Here is a 19,516-nt window from a genome sequence, read left to right as displayed (position 1 = left end):
ATTTGAATTGTTCAACCTCGCCGGCAGGCGCGCGCTCGTCACGGGATCCTCGCAAGGCATCGGATCTTTTTCCGGCAATCGCGCAAGGCGTTGCGCGCCTTAAGCGACCGGCCTCTCCCAAACCTTCGTTCGTACGGCCCACGCCTTGAACTGTTGAGCGCGGAGCGCATCGAATTCAGCGCGGCATGCTTCGCCGAAGCTCCGGAGAACATCAGCAGAGCCGGTTTCAAACATCTCGCGAACGCTCTCGCTCGTCAGCGATATTCCGGGTTGGAGCAGGGTATCGATAATCCGCCTGAGGGCCTGTTCAGCAGCAGAAAGCACCGCCGGCGAGGAAATGATCCTCATTCGGCTCAGTTTCTCGTACAGGACCACTATCGACGCAATGTCGGGCTTGTCATGTTGGAGCGCATCCACGTAAGACTTGGACGCCGCCTCGACAAATTCCTTATAGAGATCTTGCCTTCGCAGTCTGTCCTGGACAAACCATTGAGCACGCAGCTGCTTCTGTTGTGCGACCCACGAGCCCAGGAAAGACATTGCTCCCCCGATCGCGGCTCCGCCAAGGCCGGCCGCTGCGGAAACCAAGGTCCCATCCATCGCTTCACCTCAAAGCCAAAATCGATCTACACACGGTGTTCAGCCGTGCGCCTTGCAAGTGGCACGACAGACAAGGATCGCACTCCTTGCGCGCCATGTATTAGGACGCCTTCGATATCGGCGGTTGCCGATGGTCCGGTATTGAATGACGCGTAATGTCCCGACCGGAACTCAGGGCGTCGATAGGCGTGATGGAGATTTGGAACGATGTCGGCGGGATCAAGCAGAACGATGATGTGCTGCGCGAGATATGCCAAGGCATTGACTTCCAGATCGCGCTCGCTCAGGAGAACCGAGCCGGTCTCAGCAACGGCAAAGGAAGCGCGCACGATTGCGAAATCGACATCCGCCAGGTCGACAGGCGAATAGACGTCCGCAAGGTCGCGATTGCCTGCAAGCTCCGGCACCACCGAGCAAACGACTTTCGCCGTGCCAATTTTGTCGCGCGCCGCCTGGAGCTCGTCCCCGCCGACTGGCGGATCGAGGAATATGCCGCCCATGCGCTCCAAACTTGTCTTGAATGTTGCCAGAAGGGCCACGGGCTCGGGCGGATCGAACAAGGGAACGACGGGTAGCGGCCGCTCGGCTTTAGGACGGTTGGTTCGAATGGCGGCAAGAATGTCTTCCCGGCTGCTCATTTTTTCTCTCCCCGGTTTATACGATACCAACTGTGGAACGTTTGCTTGGGCGCATGCGGGATTTCGCGGCCCTTGCCCCAGGCATTGAGACCATTGTAGATCACGAACCGTGGAAGATGGGGCAGCACCGCATCGGCTGCGGCAATCGCAGCGCGGTAGGCTGCCGGACGCGACAGCAACTCGCCCGCGGCTTTCATGGCGGCCTTCTTGACGAACGGCACCTCGTGCTGCTTCACGAGCTCTCGCCGCTAGGCGTAGATTTGCTCGTGGATGTTGATCTTCACGGGGCGGACGTTGGTACAACTACCGTTCAGCGTGGATGCGAACGGCAGGTTGCTGTATTTGCGCGCATTGAAGGTCGGGTCGATGATGAGCCCGATCGGCCCCGAATAGGTCGCGCCGTAGCTCAGGCCGCCACTGCGCCGGTAGACCGGGCAGGTGTTCATGCAGGCTCCGCAGCGGATGCACTTCAGTGAGGTCCAGAATTCCTCCAGTCCGAGGCGCGCGGACCGGCCATTGTCCACCAGGACCACGTGCATCTCGCCGCCCCGCCGCGGCCCTCGAAAGTGTGACGTATACTGGGTGATCGGCGACCCGAGCGCGCTGCGCGACAGCATCCGTACGAAAACGGCGAGATGCTCCAGCCGGGGTATCGTCTTCTCGATCCCGATCGAGGCGATGTGCAGTTTCGGCGCGTTGGCCGAGAGATCGGCGTTTCCCTCATTGGTGCAGACGACGACACTGCCGGTCTCTGCAACGGCAAAGTTGCAACCGGTCATGCCGGCGTCCGCCGCCAGGATCAAGGGCCGCGTCGCCTCGCGCTGCGCCTCGGCCAGATAATGCACGTCACTATTGTTCGGATCCGTCCCGATGGTCTTCGCAAACACGTCGGCCACGTCGCATCTTGTGGACCGCCGGAACGACCACGTGGCTTGGGTCTTCGTTGTCGAGTTGCTAGATGCGCTCGCCGAGATCGGTCTCGATCACCTCGATGCCGACCGAGGCCATATAGTGCCGGAATCCACTCCTCTGTCAGCATCGACTTGCTTTTGATCAGTGACTTGGCACCGTGGTCCCTGAGAATGCCGTGAACGATCTTGTTGTGCTCAACCGCGTCCCGGGCCCAGTGCACATAGACGCCATTCGCGCGTGCGTTTGCCTCGAACTGCTCCAGATATTCGTCGAGATGGGTCAGCGTGTGCTCCTTGATCGCCGACGCGAGCGAGCGCAGTTCTTCCCACTCCGGCATGTGCTCCATTTCCCGGTCGCGCTTCTGTCGGAGGTCCCACAGCCGCTCGTCGTGCATCTTCTCGTGCTGAGGTGCCGCGATGAACCGCGCGGCCGCTTCGGCCTGATCCACGGAGCTGCCCTCGGCATGGTCCAGGCGACGCCCGTCGCGATAGATCGCGTCCTGATCGTCCCGCGCGAGCAACTCGGGATGCAGCATCCCACAGTCACCAGTGGTCGGTTCTGTCTTGGTGCTCATGCGCTCGCTCCGTTCAGGATCTGCGCGATATGAATGAATTTGAGCGGGATCCCGATCCGCTCGGCGCAGCCCCTCTGATGCATCAGACAGGAGGAGTCGGCCGAAACGATGTATTCGGCTCCGGCTCGCGCGTGATCGCTCACTTTATCGTAACCCATCTTCGTCGAAACGGCTTCCTCGAATACCGAAAAGGTGCCGCCGAACCCGCAGCACTCGTCCGGCCGTGCCGGGGCCGCGAATTGGATGCCCTCGACCTTGGAGAGCAGATCAAGCGGCTTGGAGAAGAACGGCTCGCGCAGTTCGGAGGGTTTTGCGTGCTTGAGCTGTCGCAGCGTGCCGCAGCTGTTATGCAAGCCAACGCGATGCGGAAACCGCGCCCAGGGAAAAGCTTCGGCCTTTTGGATGTCATGCAGGAACTCGACAAGTTCGTAGGTGCGCTGTCGGAGCGCCTTCACTTCCTCTGTCTGCTCAATCGCATCGAAGTCGTTCCGCACGTGATGGACACAGCTGCCGGACGGAGCGACGACGTAGTCAAACTCCGAGAAATTGCGCACGAACAGCGCTTCGGTGTCGGCGCACTCGGCGTTGAAGCCGCTGTTGGCCATCGGCTGGCCGCAGCAGGTCTGGTCGCGTGGATAGACGACCTCATGACCGAAGCGCTCGAGCAGCTCCAGAGTGGCAATACCGACCTCCGGAAAGAAGGCGTCGATAAAGCAGGGTACAAACAGTCCGATCTGCATCTTCAACTCCCTTCGGTTCAGTAATGTCCTGCTGACGGCTTAACTCTGCCGCGGAAGACGATGTAGTTGATCATTGTGTAGATCAGCATCAGCGGAAACACGAAGACGCCCGCCCAGAACATGAAAGCCAGGCTCGAGGCGGGTGCGGCCGCGTCCTCGATCCGGATCGAGAACGGAAATCATGTACGGCCAGAACGAAATCGCGAGCGTCAGGAAGGCGGTCGCAAAGACGATTGAGGCTGCATAGAAGGGCTCCGCATGTGGCGCCCGCTTGCGTAGCAGCGCGGTGAGCGCTCCAGGGTCGGACTTCGCCTTCCCCTCGAACAAGACCTGACCTACTTCGTTGACAACGCATACTGAAGTTTCTTTTTGCGAGACCTCCAGCCCAACATACTGTTTCATAGCCCCCTCCGGTTCAAAAGATTGCGAAGGCCTGAAGATAGCGGATCTTTCGTGCCGCGAGCGCCGACCGCAATTACGTCATCGTCTGCAATATTTGCGCGCCGATTGACACCCTGGTCCGTTCTTGATGAGGAGCGGGCCGGTAACGCTCGTAAATGAGCCCCCCGCGTTCATGGTCGCCAACGTGACGGGGCAAAGAACTTTTGTTCCATGCTCATTGCAGGGGTCTACCCATCGATCTTCGACGTAGGCGTGGTACGCAGGGGAGGTAGCGAGTATTATTTTCGATTATTGTTGACGTTCGAGCGCGCGTCTCATGCGTCGGCGACCAATCACCTGATCCGCGCGCGGTGGGGATGCCGCGTGCGTTCCCTAGTGACGTTGCGGCTCACAGGCGTTCGAGTACGCGTGCGACCTGCGTCTCGGTCCATGAGTTCTTGCCGCGTGCGGTTGCAATGCCTTTCTTGGTAAGACCGGTTGCAATCGCCTTCAGCTCGTTGCGCCGCTGGCCCGCAGCTCCGCAATAATTGGCGTGATATCCGCTGCCTTGCCGCCGCGCGCTCACGTTGCACCTCGATAGCAGCTTACAGGCCCTTGCGGTTGGCCTCACGCCGCGATCTCCACCGAGTTTCACCCTGCGCCGCTTCGCCGCCGCCAGCGCGTCCTTGGTGCGCTTGCTGATCATGCCAGCCTCTAGCTCGGCAACGGCCACCATTTGCTGTAAGGGAAGCGGCCGGTCGCACCTTCGATCTTCGGCAGATCGGCAAAGCGCGCATCAACGCCAGCTTCGAGCAGCCGCGACAGGAAAGCAACCGAGCGCGTGAGCCAATCCACCTTGCTGACGATGAGCGGTGGGCGATGCAACCGGGCCGCAGCCGATGCCTTCTCCAATGCGGGGCGGCCGGATTTGCGACCGCTCTCTATCTCGGAGAACTCGCCAACGATCTGCCAATCGCCGCCGTCCAGATAGGTTTTGACGGCCTGCCGCTGCGCGTCAAGGCCAAAGCCGCTTCTGCCTTGCCGCGCCGTACTGACCCGGTAGTAGGCGACGAATTTACCGCTGTTCGGTGCCATAACATCCCTTTCACCTGAGATTGAACGACGGCGTAAGGACCGCGTCAGCCATTACGCCTTACCTTCAGCAATCGTATTCACCCAGGCTGACACGATGACGCGGGATAGCTTCTACTTTCTCGTTGCGCTCGCGGGGGTCGCAATCGTGTTCGGTTGGCTGCTTTTCGTGATATGCGCTGAATGAGCGGAGCGATTGAACGGCAACGGTCACCGCTTGCCTTTCAGTCGTTATCTCCACGGATGTCCTTAGCGCTCTGCCACTCCTGCGATGGTTCAATCGTCTCAACCTGAGACGATTGAAAGCGAGCGCTCATATCATCCCCTCACGCACGCTTACGCTGCCACCGCTTCTTCGGGTTGAAGCGCCCTCCAGTTGGTGGCCTCACCGACTTCAAAAGCCCCGTCGCATCACAGTGACGGCCATCACTGATGGCGAACGCTTCGGGAGCGATAAGGGGGTGTCAGGCCGCGACGGCGAAGATGATCTGCTGGGACGGACCAGCGTGGAGGGAATGGAGATTGGCATGGCTTCTCGGGTTGGGATTGCTTCCGAGGATTTTCGGAAACAAGTGATGGGATACGGGCTGACGACGGCAAGTATCCTCTATCGGCTGCCGGATCATCGCTCGCTGCTGCAGACCTATGTCTGGCAGAATTACGATCTGTTTCCGAAATTTCCGGCGCTGCAGGATTTCCTCGCCTTCTGGCGGGAGAAGCTCGACGGCCCCTTGTTCTCGGTCACCGTGGCGCATTCCAGGCTGATCAAGCCGGCTGAACTGCGCGCCGTCGATGGCGTGTTCAGGTTGCATTGAGCAAGTGGTGGCCAAAGGCGCGCGCAAGCTGGAGATATGAAGCGTCTGATGATTTCAGCACTCGTGTTCATCGCTCTGCTCGCTGCTGGGACCGGCCTGTTCCGTTCGCACGCGCTCCTGATCGATGCGCCGGCTCATGAAGCAGGCAAAATCGTTGGCTCCTCAGCAACGGTCTGCTTTGCTGACGCAGGCTATCGATGCCCTCGCACTGGACCTGATCAAGGGTCGCGATGCGGCTCCCTCGGCACCGTTGTGATCCCTGAGCGCTTAATGTCGTCTGCGATACCCCGCGCCGGGGCGTCACTGGATACTCCGCTTTCGGAAGTATGACGGCCATTAGGGGCCATGCTTGACCGTCCTCCGGCCGCTCGTCATAGTTCCCGTAAAGGCGAGCCAATGAGACTCGTCTTCGCCGGGAGAAGACGATGCGCAAATTGTTGGCTGTCCTCGCGGGGGCGCTGATCCCTGTCGTTTCGCTCATGCCCGCCGCCCTCGCGCAATCGACCTGCGTCACCCAGAACATGGCCGTTCCCCCCGGCGCCAACACCTCTGACAAGACGGCTCCCTTCTTCATCGACGCCACAGGCCTCGATTTCAAGACGGCGCCACCCACGCGCGATCCGTCCAACCCGAACTATCCGCGCGCAACCGAGCTTTCCGACGGCACGCTGCCGCCGGCCGGCGCTGAGGGCAACTTCATCATCGGCCCGACGCATGCGCCCGCGCCTGAGACGGTGGCGAAGGAGGGCGTGCCGCGCGGCAAGGTTACGTCGTTCACCCTCTCGTCGAAAGACAGCGTGATCTACAACCCCGGCCTGATCCGCGACGATGTGGCGGGCTGCGGCAACAGCTCGATCATGATCGCGACGACGGCGCCGGGCGACAAGTCAAACATGATCGTCACAACCAGCCATCCCGGCACCTGGACGCGCACGATCGAGGTTTATGTCCCGGCGCAATATGTGTCCGGCACGGAGGCGCCGTTCATCGTGCTGGGTGACGGTGGCTCGATGGCCTGGAAGGACATGAACACCACCCTCGACAATCTGATCGCGCAGCGCCGCGTGCCGCCGATGGTCTCGATTCAGATCGGCAATGGCGGGCAGGACGCGCAGGGTGCCCAGCGCGGGCGCGAATACGACACGGTGTCGGGGACCTATGCGCAGTTTGTCGAGCGCGAGGTGTTGCCGCTGGTCGAGCAGAATGCCGGCGTAGAACTCACCAAGAACCCCGAGGGCCGCGCGACCATGGGACTAAGCTCGAGCGGCACGGCGGCCTTCACCATGGCGTGGTTTCATCCTGAACTCTATCATCGGGTGCTGGCCTATTCGCCGACGATGGTGAACCAACAATGGCCGTACAATCCGGCGCTGCGCGGCGGCGCGTGGGAATATCACAGCCCATGGGCGGGGCCCGCCGGTCCCAACCTCACCGTCAAGGCGGGTGTGCTCACGCCGTCGGAGCCGCCCGGCGTGCCACTGATCCCCAGCGCGCCCACCAAGCCGATCCGTTACTGGTTCGAGATGGGCGATCAGGACCTGTTCTATCCCAACCCGACGATCCCCGATGGCATGCACGACTGGACGCTGTCCGCCGAATTGATGGCTAAGGTGCTGGCGGAGAAGGGCTACCACTACCAGTTCCTGTTCGCGCGCAACGCCAAGCATGTCGACCGCTCGACGGTTGCGCAAACCCTGCCGGCGGCGCTAGAGTGGTTGTGGAAGGGCTATCCCAATCCCTGACGACGGCAACAGCGCTTACGTTGGTCATCACCCGCGAAAGAAAGTCGCCTCAGGCGCTCCGCCGTCTTTCACTCCAGGCCCGCGCGGAGGCGATGGGTAACTCAAAGCCAACCCAAGACGGTTTGATATGGGTCTGCGCTATCGCTAGAGAATTGTATTTGTCTTTTATCTGCATCGCGAACGCTGCGGCTTGTTCGTCCCTTTGTCTCAGCTCCTTCGGAAGCGAACGCCATTCGCGAATAATCTCGCGCCGGGCATTCACCTGGTTCATTTTGGTGCCTTCACCTTCAGCCCCGATTCGACAAGTCGGTGCCTTTATTCCGATACATGAGCGATCTTGTTTTTTAAATGATGCGTCTCGTAATCGCGGCGGAGTTGGCTCAACGAAGTCTCATTGAGTTGAGGCATTACCTCACTTAGTAGCGCGGTTTCCGGATACCCGGCGGCAAAACCTTGTCCATAAATTTTACGCAGCGTGCGGACAAGGGTGTTTCCGTGTTTGCTGCTGATTTCGCCATCCTTGTTGCGGTGCCGATTGTCGAGACCCTTGCTCATGCAGCTCTCCATTGTGCCCACAGCCCAGAGCATCCTCCCGCCGGGGCCGAATGGCAACTAAACTACGCTCGCGAAAGTACCCGCGCCGACTTCTCGGGAGGGGCCATTCAAGGCGAAATGGGTTGGCCACGGTTGCTTTGACCAATTGCATGACGGCGGTCGGTTTTGATCAGTGCTTCGCACCCTGCCTGACTGCTCGGGTTACTCGGTTCGATGGCAGTGGCGTTGCTATTCGTTGCGAGGCCGAGGTCCCGATACGATCCGCTTGACCCGCGCTTTGGAAGCTGCGTCCCGCCGATCAACATGTCGAAAGCAATTGACCACGAATTTCCTCTGACGAGCATTCTCACTACTGATATCTGCGCGTGTCCGCGCCGCGAACGCCGATATCTCTCGCCCCGTAGTCGCCTCTCTGCCGAACGGCTTCGGCATGCGCGGATTCTAGGTCGCGTTCGCCAAGACCGGGGTCCATAGGACGGGTGCTGGTATGGCGCCGGCCGGTGACGCGGTCCCAATTCGTTCGAAGTTCTGCCTTCAGATTGAAGTATTCCGTCATATCGCTTTCAAAAAGAACGGCAGCCGACTAGCTGCCCTGTGGTGCGTACAAAACACCCGTGCACGCGTCGGCATGGCAAACCGCGCCAACGGCTTGCCAAACTGTTTGTTCGCGTTAGATCGTCCGCAGAATGGCCCCTAACCACCTTCCTCCAGTCCGTTTCGAGGAGCGATCAGTTTCCAACTAACAAGCCGTTCAACCGGTCCCGCTCCGCGAGCCCATTTCATATGAACAATCGGGTGCTGCCGTTCTTCGAAGAGCCGCCTCTTCGAGGTGGCTGGATTGGATGAGGTACCTGGATTGGATGATGTGTGCCACCGTCTGGCACGCGCTCTCTCTTCGGCCTCCCGCACCCGGCTTCGAAGATCGCGAAGTTCAGAAATACGTTCGGCCAATTCGTGGACGCTTCGAAGCAAAGCCTCAGGAGAAAAACTTTGGCTACAACTACTCACAGAAAAGCTCCTAGCAAAATAGATTGACGAAGGGGCCATCGTGCTGGTTGACGCGTCATCTTGTTTGCCTTGATATGAGCAACACTCATGCCGCCCCAGAATAAAGACGAGACTGCCAGCAACTTGAGACGGCCTTATCGCATGAACACTAGAATCAGCGCCATCGTGACCAGCGTGAACGTGCTGGTAACAGTGATGCCCAGGTACAACCGTTCCATTCTTTCCTCCATCCTTGGCAGACCCGCTCCGGCGAAACCGAAGCGGGGACCGACAGTGCGAACGGTAGGCAATACTTCAGTCTGGTGTACAGTGAAGTTAATACTCCTTAGTTATCGACGCAAGCGGAATCTGCGGTCCTCCCAAAATCAAAATAGAGCAGTCTATATTTCGACTCGGAAACGGTGCGATTAGGGCTCGTACTTTCCGACGTCGCTGCTGGCCGTAGTGCGCAGATTCGACACCACAATGGCGAATGAGAGTGGAAGCCGCGCGACAGCGTTGCGGCTCCTCCGTGGTGGCTCACAAATCCGGGAATCGATTCGTTGGGCTAGAAGGTCATCCCAGCCGGCGTGCGACTTACGAACCGTCGTTGCTGCTGCGTTTGCGGGCTGGTCAACGGCGTGCTCGAGCAGCTTCGGATGGTCACGGTCCGGGTAGTCGCGGCGCAGGATCTGCCTGAGCCGTTGGCTTGTTGGGATGCCCGGCTTGCACCTTGGACCGAGTTTGCCACCGCCGCTCTGATCAGATCAACGCGCTTGGTGTTTTTCTTTGTATTGAAGTGCAGGATAGACCTCCGCCCCACGTCCGTATTCTCACGGAGAGACATTCCAGGCGTCAGGGATATTTACAATTGGTAGCAAAAACACTATACACGATTGACCGTTTTTCTCACGCCCCGCCGGCCAGTGATTTGGGGCAATTTCATTGGTGGAGTGATGTATTCGAACCATCAGGAAATTTCATCGCCAGCGGTTGTTGAGTTGCGTAAAGAGGCGGGCCTCTGGCTCAAAGGGCTGAGGGAAAAGCGGGGGTTGTCGCAGCGCCAGATGGCTGAGAAGGTGGGGGGGAATTATTACACCTTCATCTCTCAATTGGAGTCAGGCCGCGGCCGGATACCCCCCGACCGATATTTGGTGTGGGCCGAGGTTTTGGGCATAGAGCCGAAGTTGTTCGTCAGAAATCTCCTCAGGTGCTATGATCCGGTCACCCATTCGATATTGTTTGGAAAGAGCAACAAGGGGTAGGCACTAGGGGCATCAACACTTTCGATTGTACTTTCCGGCCCTGGGGGAGCTTGGCCGCATCTACGATGAGCGGTTGCTGTTACGTAGCGAGTTCACCATTGGGCTGAGTACTTTCATGCTGCAAAGTAATCAGGTTCTTACCTTTTTTCGGGCCTGCGAGCGCGGCGATTGGAGCCAACCGGAGCTGGCGGAATTCTACAGGGTGGAAGATGCCCTGACAAAATCCGGAGTTGGGATTTCAACAGATCGTGGGCTCACCGATGAGGGCGAGCCCTGGTTTGTTTTCTTCCGGCAAGACAACGAAGAGGTAATCGTTCACTTTGCCCGCATCGGCGGCGAATACGTTGTCGCTTCGAATTTCACTGAAGCAGTGCTTCGCGGCCGAAACTTCGAGAGGTTGGTGCGGGAGTTGCTGGATTCCCATCCGTACGTTTTGCCGAAGCAGCATTCGTCGCGATCGACCGTTTTTTTGCATCCCGCCACACTGTTGGCCGCCCTGGTGGTCACGGGCTACGTCAAGAGCAGTGAACTGAATGCGACTGCCGACGACGGTAGCCGGCCGGAGAAGTCGTTCGGATGGTTCCTCGATCGTCACGATCTGGCGGCGACATATTCCGCAATCGTAATCGCCTCAGTTTGGGACAGCCTGGCGATAGGCGGTTCGGTTAGCAAGCCGTCTGATGACCTCGTGTCACTCGATCATGCACAGCCCGCTCACGGAGAGCACTGTCCACATATCGGACAGGCGCTTGCTGACGACAGCCTGCTGCAAAATTTTCAGGCGTTTCACGGCACGGATGATCGGTCCGTCTTGACTGCGGCGGCGCTCCATCTTGACGGGCAAGACGCTGTTCACCACTTCAATGAGCCGGCGATTGCCGGCCTGGTGGCCAAGCCGTCTGGTCCCGCTCCCGAGTCATCTCATCACGATAGTGTGGCTGCCTGTTCCGGGAATGACGTAGTCCGTGCCGAGCATGATCTCGATTTGAAGTTGGCGGATTTTCACCTGCAGGGTGACGGCTTTCCGATTGTCGCCAGGGAACTGATAACCGTCGCCTCCAATTCTGTCAGTTCCTCCGCCCCGTCAAATCTGACGCCGGACCATGCCTCTCCTCAGCATGTTTCGACGGCGCCGACCACAGCGGTTGAGCATTCGGATACGACCGTCGCGGCCGACAATCACTCCAGCACCGTGCATGTGGCTGACGCGATCCAAGCGCCGGTGTTGCAAGTACAGCCCGAAGTCACATCGACCGGCGAGCCGACCGCTCATGTGAACCAGGTCACGGCGATCAGCGACCCGACCGCTCAGGTGAGCCAGGTGACGGCGACCGGCGACCCGACCGCTCAGGTGAGCCAGGTCACGGCGATCAGCGACCCGGCCACTCAGGTGAGCCAGGTCACGCCGATCAGCGACCCGACCACTCAGGTGAGCCAGGTCATGGCGATCAGCGACCCGACCGCTCAGGTGAACCAGCTCACGGCGACCGGCGGGCCCGCTGCTCTGGCGAACCAGCTCACGGCAACCGGCGCGCCCGCCGCTCAGGTGAACTATGCCGCTCTGCCGGGTGATGTGACCGCCAACCAGGCTCAACCCGATCACGAAGCGTGCGTGTCGGATGGCTCGACGCTCAGCATCGTCGGAATTGATGTGCACCACACTACAACTACCCTGGCGTGAGATCGACCAAGCCTATCAGCCATTTTATGAGTTGCCTGATGGTTGGAGGAGACAACAGTCGATTGTCGCGGCCGTCACGTAAGCAGCAAAGAGGGCTGCGGAGCTGTCGAAATATTTTCAATGAGGCATTGAGACTACCAGCCTCCAGGAAATTAGTCGCCCATGTCTAAGCGTCCATCGTTTTTAGCCGACGCGTCCAAGGCTATTCGCCCTGGCTTCGCAACCGCTATTGTCTTTGGCTTTTTCATAAATCTGCTGGCGTTTGTGGGCCCCCTCTACATGCTCCAGGTGTACGATCGGGTTTTGGGCAGTCGAAACATCGGCACGCTGGTCGCGCTGACCATCATCGCGGGCTTTCTCCTGATCGTGTATGCAGCTCTGGAGAAAATCCGATCGTCTGTCCTTGTTAGGCTTGGCCTTCTGTTCGCCGAAAAGGCAAAGAGCCCGTTGTTTGATACGGTCCTGCGCGGCACGATTGTTCAGCCGGGCACAAACCATGCGCAGGCTTTACGAGACCTCGATACAATTCGCGAGTTCCTTACTGGCACAGGCCTCATAGCGTTCTGCGACGCGCCTTGGGTTCCTGTGTTCGTCGCTGGATGTTTCATTATGCATCCCTGGTTCGGTTACGTTGCTGGTGTGGGGGCATTGCTCATTTTTGCGTTAGCGTTGGCCAACGAGCTATTGACGCGGAATCAATTGAAGGACGCCTCTCGCAATTCGGTCCTGGCCCATTCGTACGCAGCAGCGACGTTCCGGAACGCTGACGTGCTTTATGCCATGGGCATGCTCAAGGGCTTACGGGACCGTTGGTCCGATCGACATAGTGAAGGCCTGCAATTGCAGGCGGGCGCAAGTGATCGGGCCGGTTTTCTTGTGGCATTCAGCAAGTTCGTTCGAGCGTTTCTCCAGATCGCGATACTCGGAGTTGGTGCGTATTTGACGGTCAATCAGGAGACTTCGGCCGGCGCAATGGTTGCGGCCTCGATCATCATGGGGCGCGCGCTTGCCCCGGTCGAAATAGCCGTCGGACAATGGAAGACATTCCTGGCAGCTCGCTCTGCATACGAGCGGATAAGCAATCTTGTGAAAATGCTTCCCGAGGAAGGCGAAAAAATCACTCTTCGTCCGCCCCAGGGCCGGATCTCAGTCGAGAATATTCTCGTAATCCCCCCCGGCGCAAAGGAGCCCGTTATCCGCGAAGTCTCTTTCGCCCTGCAGCCTGGTGAAGTCTTGGGAATTATAGGTCCGAGCGCAGCAGGTAAGTCCAGCTTGGCACGAGCGTTGGTTGGAGTGTGGCGACCCGCCGTTGGGAAAGTCAGAATTGACGGATCTGAGTTGGCTCATTGGAATCGCGATCAGCTTGGCCCCTATATCGGATATCTTCCGCAAGACATTGAGTTGTTTTCCGGCACGCTTGCAGAAAACATTTCCCGGTTCGGCGAGCATGACGAAGAGAAGTTGTTTTCTGCGGCCGAAATGGCTGGAGTTCACGAGTTGGTTCAAGGCTTGCACGATGGTTACAATACCCAGGTAGGCGAAGGCGGACTTATCCTATCGGGTGGACAGCGGCAGCGTATAGGCTTGGCTCGCGCGCTCTATGGAAAGCCACCGATCGTGATACTCGATGAACCAAATGCGAGCCTGGACTCGGAAGGCGAAGCGGCCCTGATGGAGGCGATCCAGGCGCTGAAGCGAGCGCACTCGACCGTTGTCGTTATATCGCACAAGACCGCGATGCTTGCCGCGGTGGACAAAGTGCTCGTGCTTGCAGCCGGACGGGTGTCGGCGTTCGGCGGTCGCGTTGAGATTCTTTCTAGATTGATGGGCGGTCCGAAAATCGCGGCGGTCGCCAGTGCTGCAACAGCCGTCCGATAGGTGCGACGATGCGTAAGAATTCCGTTCCGGACTGGAGGGTCCCAGCCACAGCCGGCTACGTCGTCATAGTCGGCACTTTTCTCGTTCTAGGTGGATGGTCTGCCGTTGCTCGGCTGGATAGTGCGATCACCGCCACCGGAGTTGTGTCCGCGGAAACCAACCGCAAGACCATCCAGCATCTGGAGGGTGGTATCGTTCGCGAAATCCGCATTCGCGAGGGACAACACGTCCAAGCCGGGCAGGTCTTATTCCGACTGGACCTTACGCAAGCAAAGGCTGGATATGAGCTGCAGCGAAACCAGCTGGATTCGTCGATCGCCCAGGAAGCGCGTTTGATCGCTGAACGGGATGGCCAGGACGAAATAGCATTTCCCAAGGAGCTGCTTGATCGCGCCGACGATCCGAACGTCAAGCGGGCAATTGCCGATCAAGTGGCTCAATCTCACGAGAGGTGCGGCTCCCTCAAAGGTCAGGTCCAAATACTTGACGCCAAGATCGATCAATATCGATCGGAGATCGAAGGTCTAACGCAGGAGAGAAGCGGAACCGCGAATCAGCTCAAGTATGTCAATGAAGAATTGGTTGACGTCCGTCACTTGTTTGAAAATCAGCTAACCCAGAAAAGTCGATTGATGGCGCTCGAGCGCGAAAGGAGCCGCCTGGAAGGTTTGCTTGGACGCTCAATGGCGGATGAATCAAAGGCCCGCAACGGCATCGAAGAAGCGCGTCTGCAGATCCGGCAACTTCGCCAAAAGTTCCGGGAGGATATTGCTAGCTCGATGCTCGAAACGCGACAGAAGATCAATGATCTTCGTGAGAAAGTAAGAGTCGCGCAGGACGTCCTGTCTCGCGTGGACATCTTGTCTCCAAGCACAGGCGTTGCGCAAAATCTGCGGGTCTTTACCTCTGGCGGAGTCGTCAAACCGGGTGAGCCCATGGTCGATGTGGTCCCCGAGCACGACGCCCTCATTGTGCAGGCGCACGTGCAACCACAGGATACGGAAAACCTCCAGCCTGGTATGCCCGCGGAAGTCAGGTTCTCATCATTTCAAGCGCGTATCCTTCCGATCATTGTGGGGGAGGTAGAGAGTATCTCCCGCGATCGCCTCATAGACGAACAGACCAAACAACCGTACTTCCTTGCACAAGTTGTCGTGGATGACATACCGTCGTTCGTTAAGGATCGTTTGTCAGCTGGAATGCCTGCGGACGTGATTTTCCCCACCGGCGAGCGAACGGTTCTTGATTATTTGGTCCGCCCGCTCAAAGACCGTCTGCGAGGCGTCATGCGGGAGAAGTGATCAGAGCAAGCGCCATCCTCCCGAAGACTTACGATGGTGCCGATCTTCATGGCGCTCAAGAGGTTCCCGCCATTGCTTCCGAGCTTGACGATGGTGCCTGCCGGCATACTCGTGACCTTGCCCCACAGGCTTAATCCAGATTGAAGTTCGCTCTGGCCCAAACAAGGACCAGAGCATGAAGCGTAGCCGCTTTTCGGAAGAGCAGATCATCGGGATTTTGAAGCAGCATGAGGCCGGGGTTTCGGTTGCCGATCTGTGCCGCGAGCACGGCGTCAGCGACGCCAGCATCTACAAATGGAAGGCCAAGTTCGGCGGGTGTCGGAGGCCAAGCGGCTGAAGACGCTGGAGGACGAGAACACACGGCTGAAGCGGTTGCTGGCTGATGCCATGCTGGACAATGCGGCGCTCAAGGATCTCGTGGGAATGAAAACGCCGCCGCGGCGGCCACAAGCGGGCCCTTGGGACCCGGGCGCCGATGACGGTGCCGATGGCCCCGCTCGACTTTGTGTCGGATCAACTCACGGATGGCCGCCGCTTCCGCATCCTGACCGTGGTCGATGATTGCACGCGCGAGTGCCTGGCGCTGGTGGCTGACACCTCGCTCTCGGGCGCCCGGGTAGCACGGGAACTGGACCGGCTGATGACCGAGCGCGGCAAGCCCAGGATGGTGGTCAGCGACAACGGCACCGAACTCACCAGCAACGCCATCCTGACATGGGCCGATCAAAACCGCGTCGGCTGGCATTACATCGCGCCGGGCAAGCCCATGCAGAATGCGTTCATCGAGAGCTTCAATGGCCGGCTACGGGACGAACTGCTCAACGAGACGCTGTTCACGTCACTGGCCCAGGCCCGCGTCGCGCTCGGATGCTGGCGGGCCGATTACAACGACGCGCGACCACACTCTCAGCTCGGATGGAAGTCGCCGTCCGAGTTCGCCTTCACCTGCCATCCGCAACGGGATCTGGCGCTGCGCTATGCCGAAGGCTCCGCGCCAGCTCCAGTCGCTCCCACCGCCCAACTGGGCAAATTCAACGACCGGGGCGAACTCAGGGCTGGATAAAACTTGGGGGCAAGATCAGTCGGCTGCCGAGTAGGCATAAAACCGATCTGCGTGAAGACGATATGGAATAGGGTCGCAGAAAGTGATGCGAAAAGATCAGAGGCTTTTCGGGCTAGCTTAATGTGTTGGCGCCCGCGCTCGATTGCCTCATCGATGTCATTGAACCATTCGTCATCGGCGATACGGACGCTTGATCTAATTGAAAGCCAAACTGCGTCCAAAAAGCTTGTTCGATGCTTTTTCCAATCCGCTAGGTCCGAATTTTCCTTTAGCTCCATGTACATCAGGGCGGCCAAACAATTCCTCGAGTGTCGCTTTGAGCCGATAGAATTGACTCATCTCGTGCCGTAGGCCGATTTCCTCGTAAGAAAAGCCTCGCTTCTACATCGTCGAAGCTCTTCGGACCGCTCTTGTTTTCCGGCAAATCTTTGATGTTGGAAGTATCCTGCCGCAGGACCGGCGGATTCTGCTGGTTCGAGCATGAGCTGGAGCCGACGGTGTCTCCCGGCTTGGGGGCTGGACCCTTCTTATTGGCCGGCTATACCGGCACCCGAGCTCTGTGCGCTCGGAGCGCCGGAGATCGAAGCCAAGGCAAGGGCGATCGAAGGCGAGCGTGCACAACTCAAAAAACGGGCTCAAGACGAGGAGTTGCGCTGGGAGAAGCGGAAGCAAAAGCAAAAGCTGGAGGCCGCTGTCCGCCGGGCGCGCGAATCCTGAGTACGCGCGTTCGACGCGAGCGAGGGAAAAGCAGCAGGCAAAGCAATGCCGCGAGTGGATCAACTCGCGACTGGTTTTCGGTATGCTCAGCAGTTCACGAACCGATCGGCTTTCGCAAGCAGGTGGCGGAGGCAGTTGCAAACAGAGAGGATTGGGATGCGCGCGCAGTGGCGAGTTGCGGCGAGTCTCACGACTTCCGACAAGCTGAATAAAAGGTACCATTGGTACTGACGACCCGCTCGATGCACTGCCTTGCATCCACAATGTCGCCTTCGATACTGAAATAATAGGACTGATTCTTGAGTATCAGCGCATAGTGGCCGGGAGGAAGCTGCAGCGCTGGGTCCTCGCTGTGGAGCTTGTACATCTCTGGGTTGTTCGATACGGGAGTCGCCCGGTACGGGTAAGAGAAATTCCTGATGACCCAGGCGTCGCTGTCGTCAAGCCTTTGGCCTGCGGAAGCGGCTGAAAAATCGCGGGTAATCCTGGCGATCACCCGCACCTCCGCGCGCTCCAATATGTTGGTCGCGGCATCCCGCCGAAAGACTATAAACTCAGGTTGTCCGTTCGGCAGGATCACTTTACCAGGCAGCCTGAATGCGGCCGAGATAGCGACCCTGACATCAGGCGCGCGGCCAGGCAGCAGTTTCAGTTCGGTCAGGACGTTGCCTGCAATTGCATAGACCCCGTAGTCGGTCGGCCGCGGGAAGGCGGGAGGCGGCGGAGGCGGCTTGAAGGCCGCATTGGCTATTGCGCTGGCGTCGGATATCGTCGCCGCCGTGTCGGAGACCACCCGTCCTCCGTGTCCCCGGAAGGGTTGTCCCAGGGTCATCAGCCGTTCGCGTTGCAGCACTGCTGTAAGGGCGGCTCCAACGACTAACAGGACCAAAGCGGTTCGCGTCATGACAGCCCGCAAGGGATGGCGATCGGCTCCAACTTTCGGACGAATCGGCCCTACATCAGCTTCAGACGGGGGAGAGGCTTCCCGCGGCCGCGGATCATGCGTCAAAACCGGCGGCGGCACCGAAGATGGTGGGAGCAGATTGATCTGCTGTCGTGAAAATTCTTCGACGCCTCGGATTGCGGTTTCGAGCGCGAGTGTGGCCTGACGGGTATCTGTCGAATCCGAATCGACGAGTTGTTCCTGAAGCTTATGGCGCGCCAAATCATAGATCGCATGGCGCATCAGCTCAGGATCGGTCTTTACCGTTTCGATCATGCGAGCGATCACGAGCGCAAATTGAACCTCGTTAGAGGCCCTATTGGCGCCTTCTTCATCGCGCTCTCGCAGCTCTCGCGAACTTATGCCGATTTGGGAACTCCTGTGGCGCCCAAGCAGGTCTTGCGCGAAACATACAAATCCTTCTCCCTCACCGCAACGCCTGATCGCTCGCATCGCAAAAGCTCGAACGATGGGGTTCACGCAAAGGCTCTGTGAGATCAGAACCGCTGACCAATTCACCCGCATGTCCCAATAAAAATCCGGGCTAGCTCGGACAACTTGTGCATTGAGGAGTGGATAGCAGGGGTTTCGTTTCGAGCTAAACCCGAAATATTTCTGTCCTCGCACGCATGAATACGCGCCGTTCGGCGGCGCAGGATTCTGGATTGGGCCCTTCAGAGACCTGCCAACAGCCGGTCACAACGTCTGCTGCTCTGGTGGACCGGAAGTGGCGGTTTGATCGCTAGAATGGCGCTCGTGGCCCTCAACGGGCGTTCAGATGGATCTCTCTTCCCGCCAATAAGCTCGAGGATATAATCGCCAGGGCACTGTCGTGACTGCCGCTAGGTTCAGACGACCCATGAAGCGATGGCGCTACGTCAGTATCATCAGCACGGTAGTTGCGGCGGGTCTACTGGCTGCCGGGGCCCGGGTCGTCAGCCAGTCACGCGTGCCATCAGAAGTTATAGCGTCCTCGGTAACGCGTACACCCGAGCTTATTGAACGCGCGTGGCACCTTCCAGTGGCAGCCACATTCCAGAGAAACGTGAACTGGCAGTCAAATGGCTCTCGTTGCGGACCTGCCGCTGTTGCGAATGCGTACAGGTCACTTGGCGAGGCGGCAAGCACGGAGGGCGAGGTGTTGGCCGGCACAGGGCGGTGCTGGACAGGGGTATGCATCCTGGGTCTCACGCTTGATGAACTGGCCGAGGTCGCCAGGACCAACACGAGCCGGAAAGTCACAGTCTTGCGTGATCTCAGCGAGGACCAGTTTCTGGAGCACCTGCGTCGCTCAAACGATCCCGGCCGACGCTACATCGTGAATTTCGATCGCTCGCAAATTTTTGGTGCTGGTGTTGGGCATCATTCGCCTATCGGGGGCTATCTCGAAGCCGAGGACCTAGTTTTCGTGCTCGATGTCAATTCCGACTACCGGCCATGGCTAGTCGAGCGAAAGCGGCTGTTCGCGGCTGTAAATACGTTCGACGGTGATAAGAAACGCGGACTGCTGCTGATAGAGTAACAACTTTTGCAATCCCCGCGGCGTGTCACCCATTGTGCTGGTTTTTGGACGCCGGCAAGAAGGAGGCTCCGCAGGGTCAACTGACCGGCGTCCAAAAAGCGCCAAGGCAC

General features: G+C 58.8%; 15 protein-coding genes and 3 pseudogenes. 8 read left to right on the top strand and 10 right to left on the bottom strand.

Annotated elements, in window-relative coordinates; all coding sequences use genetic code 11:
• Positions 1 to 99: 99 nt before the first annotated feature.
• The 7 genes and pseudogenes from SO180_RS11445 to SO180_RS11415 all read right to left on the bottom strand — a co-directional run bounded on the left by SO180_RS11445 (position 100) and on the right by SO180_RS11415 (position 4,940).
• Positions 100 to 600: a hypothetical protein gene (locus tag SO180_RS11445; protein WP_449378920.1), complete on the bottom strand. Its 501-nt coding sequence runs from the start codon at positions 598 to 600 to the stop codon at positions 100 to 102.
• A 26-nt stretch (positions 601 to 626) separates the two neighbouring features.
• Positions 627 to 1,238, bottom strand: a complete 612-nt coding sequence (locus SO180_RS11440; RefSeq protein WP_449378919.1) for a LutC/YkgG family protein — start codon at positions 1,236 to 1,238, stop codon at positions 627 to 629.
• Positions 1,235 to 2,724, bottom strand: a pseudogene (locus SO180_RS11435) (lactate utilization protein B). Before SO180_RS11435 ends, SO180_RS11440 begins: the two are co-directional and overlap by 4 nt.
• Positions 2,721 to 3,464: a (Fe-S)-binding protein gene (locus SO180_RS11430; protein WP_449378918.1), complete on the bottom strand. Its 744-nt coding sequence runs from the start codon at positions 3,462 to 3,464 to the stop codon at positions 2,721 to 2,723. Before SO180_RS11430 ends, SO180_RS11435 begins: the two are co-directional and overlap by 4 nt.
• Positions 3,465 to 3,716: 252 nt before the next feature.
• Positions 3,717 to 3,866: pseudogene (locus tag SO180_RS11425) on the bottom strand (IS110 family RNA-guided transposase); the annotation flags it as partial.
• Between the two features lie 388 nt (positions 3,867 to 4,254).
• Positions 4,255 to 4,551, bottom strand: coding sequence for a hypothetical protein (locus tag SO180_RS11420; RefSeq protein ID WP_449378917.1), 297 nt, complete (start codon positions 4,549 to 4,551; stop codon positions 4,255 to 4,257).
• Between the two features lie 8 nt (positions 4,552 to 4,559).
• Positions 4,560 to 4,940 carry a recombinase family protein gene (locus SO180_RS11415; RefSeq protein ID WP_449378916.1) on the bottom strand — a complete coding sequence of 127 codons (381 nt, stop codon included), beginning with the start codon at positions 4,938 to 4,940 and terminating at the stop codon, positions 4,560 to 4,562.
• 524 nt (positions 4,941 to 5,464) lie between these two features.
• On the opposite strand from SO180_RS11415, the gene SO180_RS11410 reads away from it, so the two are divergent.
• Together SO180_RS11410 and SO180_RS11405 are read left to right on the top strand one after the other, a co-directional pair.
• Entirely contained in the window at positions 5,465 to 5,752 is a 288-nt protein-coding gene (locus tag SO180_RS11410) for an usg protein (RefSeq protein ID WP_449378915.1), read from the top strand.
• A 425-nt stretch (positions 5,753 to 6,177) separates the two neighbouring features.
• On the top strand, positions 6,178 to 7,494 hold the full coding sequence (locus tag SO180_RS11405) for an alpha/beta hydrolase (RefSeq protein ID WP_449378914.1): 1,317 nt from the start codon (positions 6,178 to 6,180) through the stop codon (positions 7,492 to 7,494).
• Positions 7,495 to 7,543: 49 nt separating this feature from the next.
• Here the strand turns inward: SO180_RS11405 and SO180_RS11400 are convergent, their stop codons facing one another.
• Both SO180_RS11400 and SO180_RS11395 read right to left on the bottom strand, forming a co-directional pair.
• Entirely contained in the window at positions 7,544 to 7,765 is a 222-nt protein-coding gene (locus tag SO180_RS11400) for a hypothetical protein (RefSeq protein WP_449378913.1), read from the bottom strand.
• A gap of 44 nt (positions 7,766 to 7,809) precedes the next feature.
• Positions 7,810 to 8,049: a hypothetical protein gene (locus SO180_RS11395; protein ID WP_449378912.1), complete on the bottom strand. Its 240-nt coding sequence runs from the start codon at positions 8,047 to 8,049 to the stop codon at positions 7,810 to 7,812.
• Between the two features lie 1,943 nt (positions 8,050 to 9,992).
• On the opposite strand from SO180_RS11395, the gene SO180_RS11390 reads away from it, so the two are divergent.
• The 5 genes and pseudogenes from SO180_RS11390 to SO180_RS11370 all read left to right on the top strand — a co-directional run bounded on the left by SO180_RS11390 (position 9,993) and on the right by SO180_RS11370 (position 16,224).
• Positions 9,993 to 10,301 carry a helix-turn-helix domain-containing protein gene (locus tag SO180_RS11390; RefSeq protein ID WP_449379005.1) on the top strand — a complete coding sequence of 103 codons (309 nt, stop codon included), beginning with the start codon at positions 9,993 to 9,995 and terminating at the stop codon, positions 10,299 to 10,301.
• Between the two features lie 25 nt (positions 10,302 to 10,326).
• Positions 10,327 to 11,982 carry a hypothetical protein gene (locus SO180_RS11385; RefSeq protein ID WP_449378911.1) on the top strand — a complete coding sequence of 552 codons (1,656 nt, stop codon included), beginning with the start codon at positions 10,327 to 10,329 and terminating at the stop codon, positions 11,980 to 11,982.
• Between the two features lie 162 nt (positions 11,983 to 12,144).
• Positions 12,145 to 13,860 carry a type I secretion system permease/ATPase gene (locus SO180_RS11380; protein WP_449378910.1) on the top strand — a complete coding sequence of 572 codons (1,716 nt, stop codon included), beginning with the start codon at positions 12,145 to 12,147 and terminating at the stop codon, positions 13,858 to 13,860.
• A gap of 8 nt (positions 13,861 to 13,868) precedes the next feature.
• Positions 13,869 to 15,161 carry an HlyD family type I secretion periplasmic adaptor subunit gene (locus SO180_RS11375; RefSeq protein ID WP_449378909.1) on the top strand — a complete coding sequence of 431 codons (1,293 nt, stop codon included), beginning with the start codon at positions 13,869 to 13,871 and terminating at the stop codon, positions 15,159 to 15,161.
• A gap of 175 nt (positions 15,162 to 15,336) precedes the next feature.
• Positions 15,337 to 16,224: pseudogene (locus SO180_RS11370) on the top strand (IS3 family transposase).
• Positions 16,225 to 17,128: 904 nt separating this feature from the next.
• Here SO180_RS11370 and SO180_RS11365 read toward each other — a convergent pair.
• Positions 17,129 to 18,160, bottom strand: a complete 1,032-nt coding sequence (locus SO180_RS11365; protein WP_449378908.1) for a hypothetical protein — start codon at positions 18,158 to 18,160, stop codon at positions 17,129 to 17,131.
• 583 nt (positions 18,161 to 18,743) lie between these two features.
• Here SO180_RS11365 and SO180_RS11360 point away from each other — a divergent pair.
• A complete protein-coding gene (locus SO180_RS11360) occupies positions 18,744 to 19,406 on the top strand; it encodes a phytochelatin synthase family protein (RefSeq protein WP_449378907.1) in 663 nt (220 codons plus the stop codon).
• Positions 19,407 to 19,516: the final 110 nt, after the last annotated feature.

It is taken from the genome of Bradyrhizobium sp. UFLA05-112 (assembly GCF_053572325.1).
This window is presented reverse-complemented; position numbering and strand designations above follow the sequence as displayed.

Coding starts and splice junctions, on each gene's coding strand:
- SO180_RS11395 (WP_449378912.1), bottom strand. CDS start 8,049: ATGAGCAAGGGTCTCGACAATCGGCACCGCAACAAGGATGGCGAAATC.
- SO180_RS11380 (WP_449378910.1), top strand. CDS start 12,145: ATGTCTAAGCGTCCATCGTTTTTAGCCGACGCGTCCAAGGCTATTCGC.
- SO180_RS11415 (WP_449378916.1), bottom strand. CDS start 4,940: ATGGCACCGAACAGCGGTAAATTCGTCGCCTACTACCGGGTCAGTACG.
- SO180_RS11360 (WP_449378907.1), top strand. CDS start 18,744: ATGAAGCGATGGCGCTACGTCAGTATCATCAGCACGGTAGTTGCGGCG.
- SO180_RS11430 (WP_449378918.1), bottom strand. CDS start 3,464: ATGCAGATCGGACTGTTTGTACCCTGCTTTATCGACGCCTTCTTTCCG.
- SO180_RS11410 (WP_449378915.1), top strand. CDS start 5,465: ATGGCTTCTCGGGTTGGGATTGCTTCCGAGGATTTTCGGAAACAAGTG.
- SO180_RS11390 (WP_449379005.1), top strand. CDS start 9,993: ATGTATTCGAACCATCAGGAAATTTCATCGCCAGCGGTTGTTGAGTTG.
- SO180_RS11445 (WP_449378920.1), bottom strand. CDS start 600: ATGGATGGGACCTTGGTTTCCGCAGCGGCCGGCCTTGGCGGAGCCGCG.
- SO180_RS11365 (WP_449378908.1), bottom strand. CDS start 18,160: ATGATCGAAACGGTAAAGACCGATCCTGAGCTGATGCGCCATGCGATC.
- SO180_RS11400 (WP_449378913.1), bottom strand. CDS start 7,765: ATGAACCAGGTGAATGCCCGGCGCGAGATTATTCGCGAATGGCGTTCG.
- SO180_RS11375 (WP_449378909.1), top strand. CDS start 13,869: ATGCGTAAGAATTCCGTTCCGGACTGGAGGGTCCCAGCCACAGCCGGC.
- SO180_RS11420 (WP_449378917.1), bottom strand. CDS start 4,551: ATGATCAGCAAGCGCACCAAGGACGCGCTGGCGGCGGCGAAGCGGCGC.
- SO180_RS11440 (WP_449378919.1), bottom strand. CDS start 1,238: ATGAGCAGCCGGGAAGACATTCTTGCCGCCATTCGAACCAACCGTCCT.
- SO180_RS11405 (WP_449378914.1), top strand. CDS start 6,178: ATGCGCAAATTGTTGGCTGTCCTCGCGGGGGCGCTGATCCCTGTCGTT.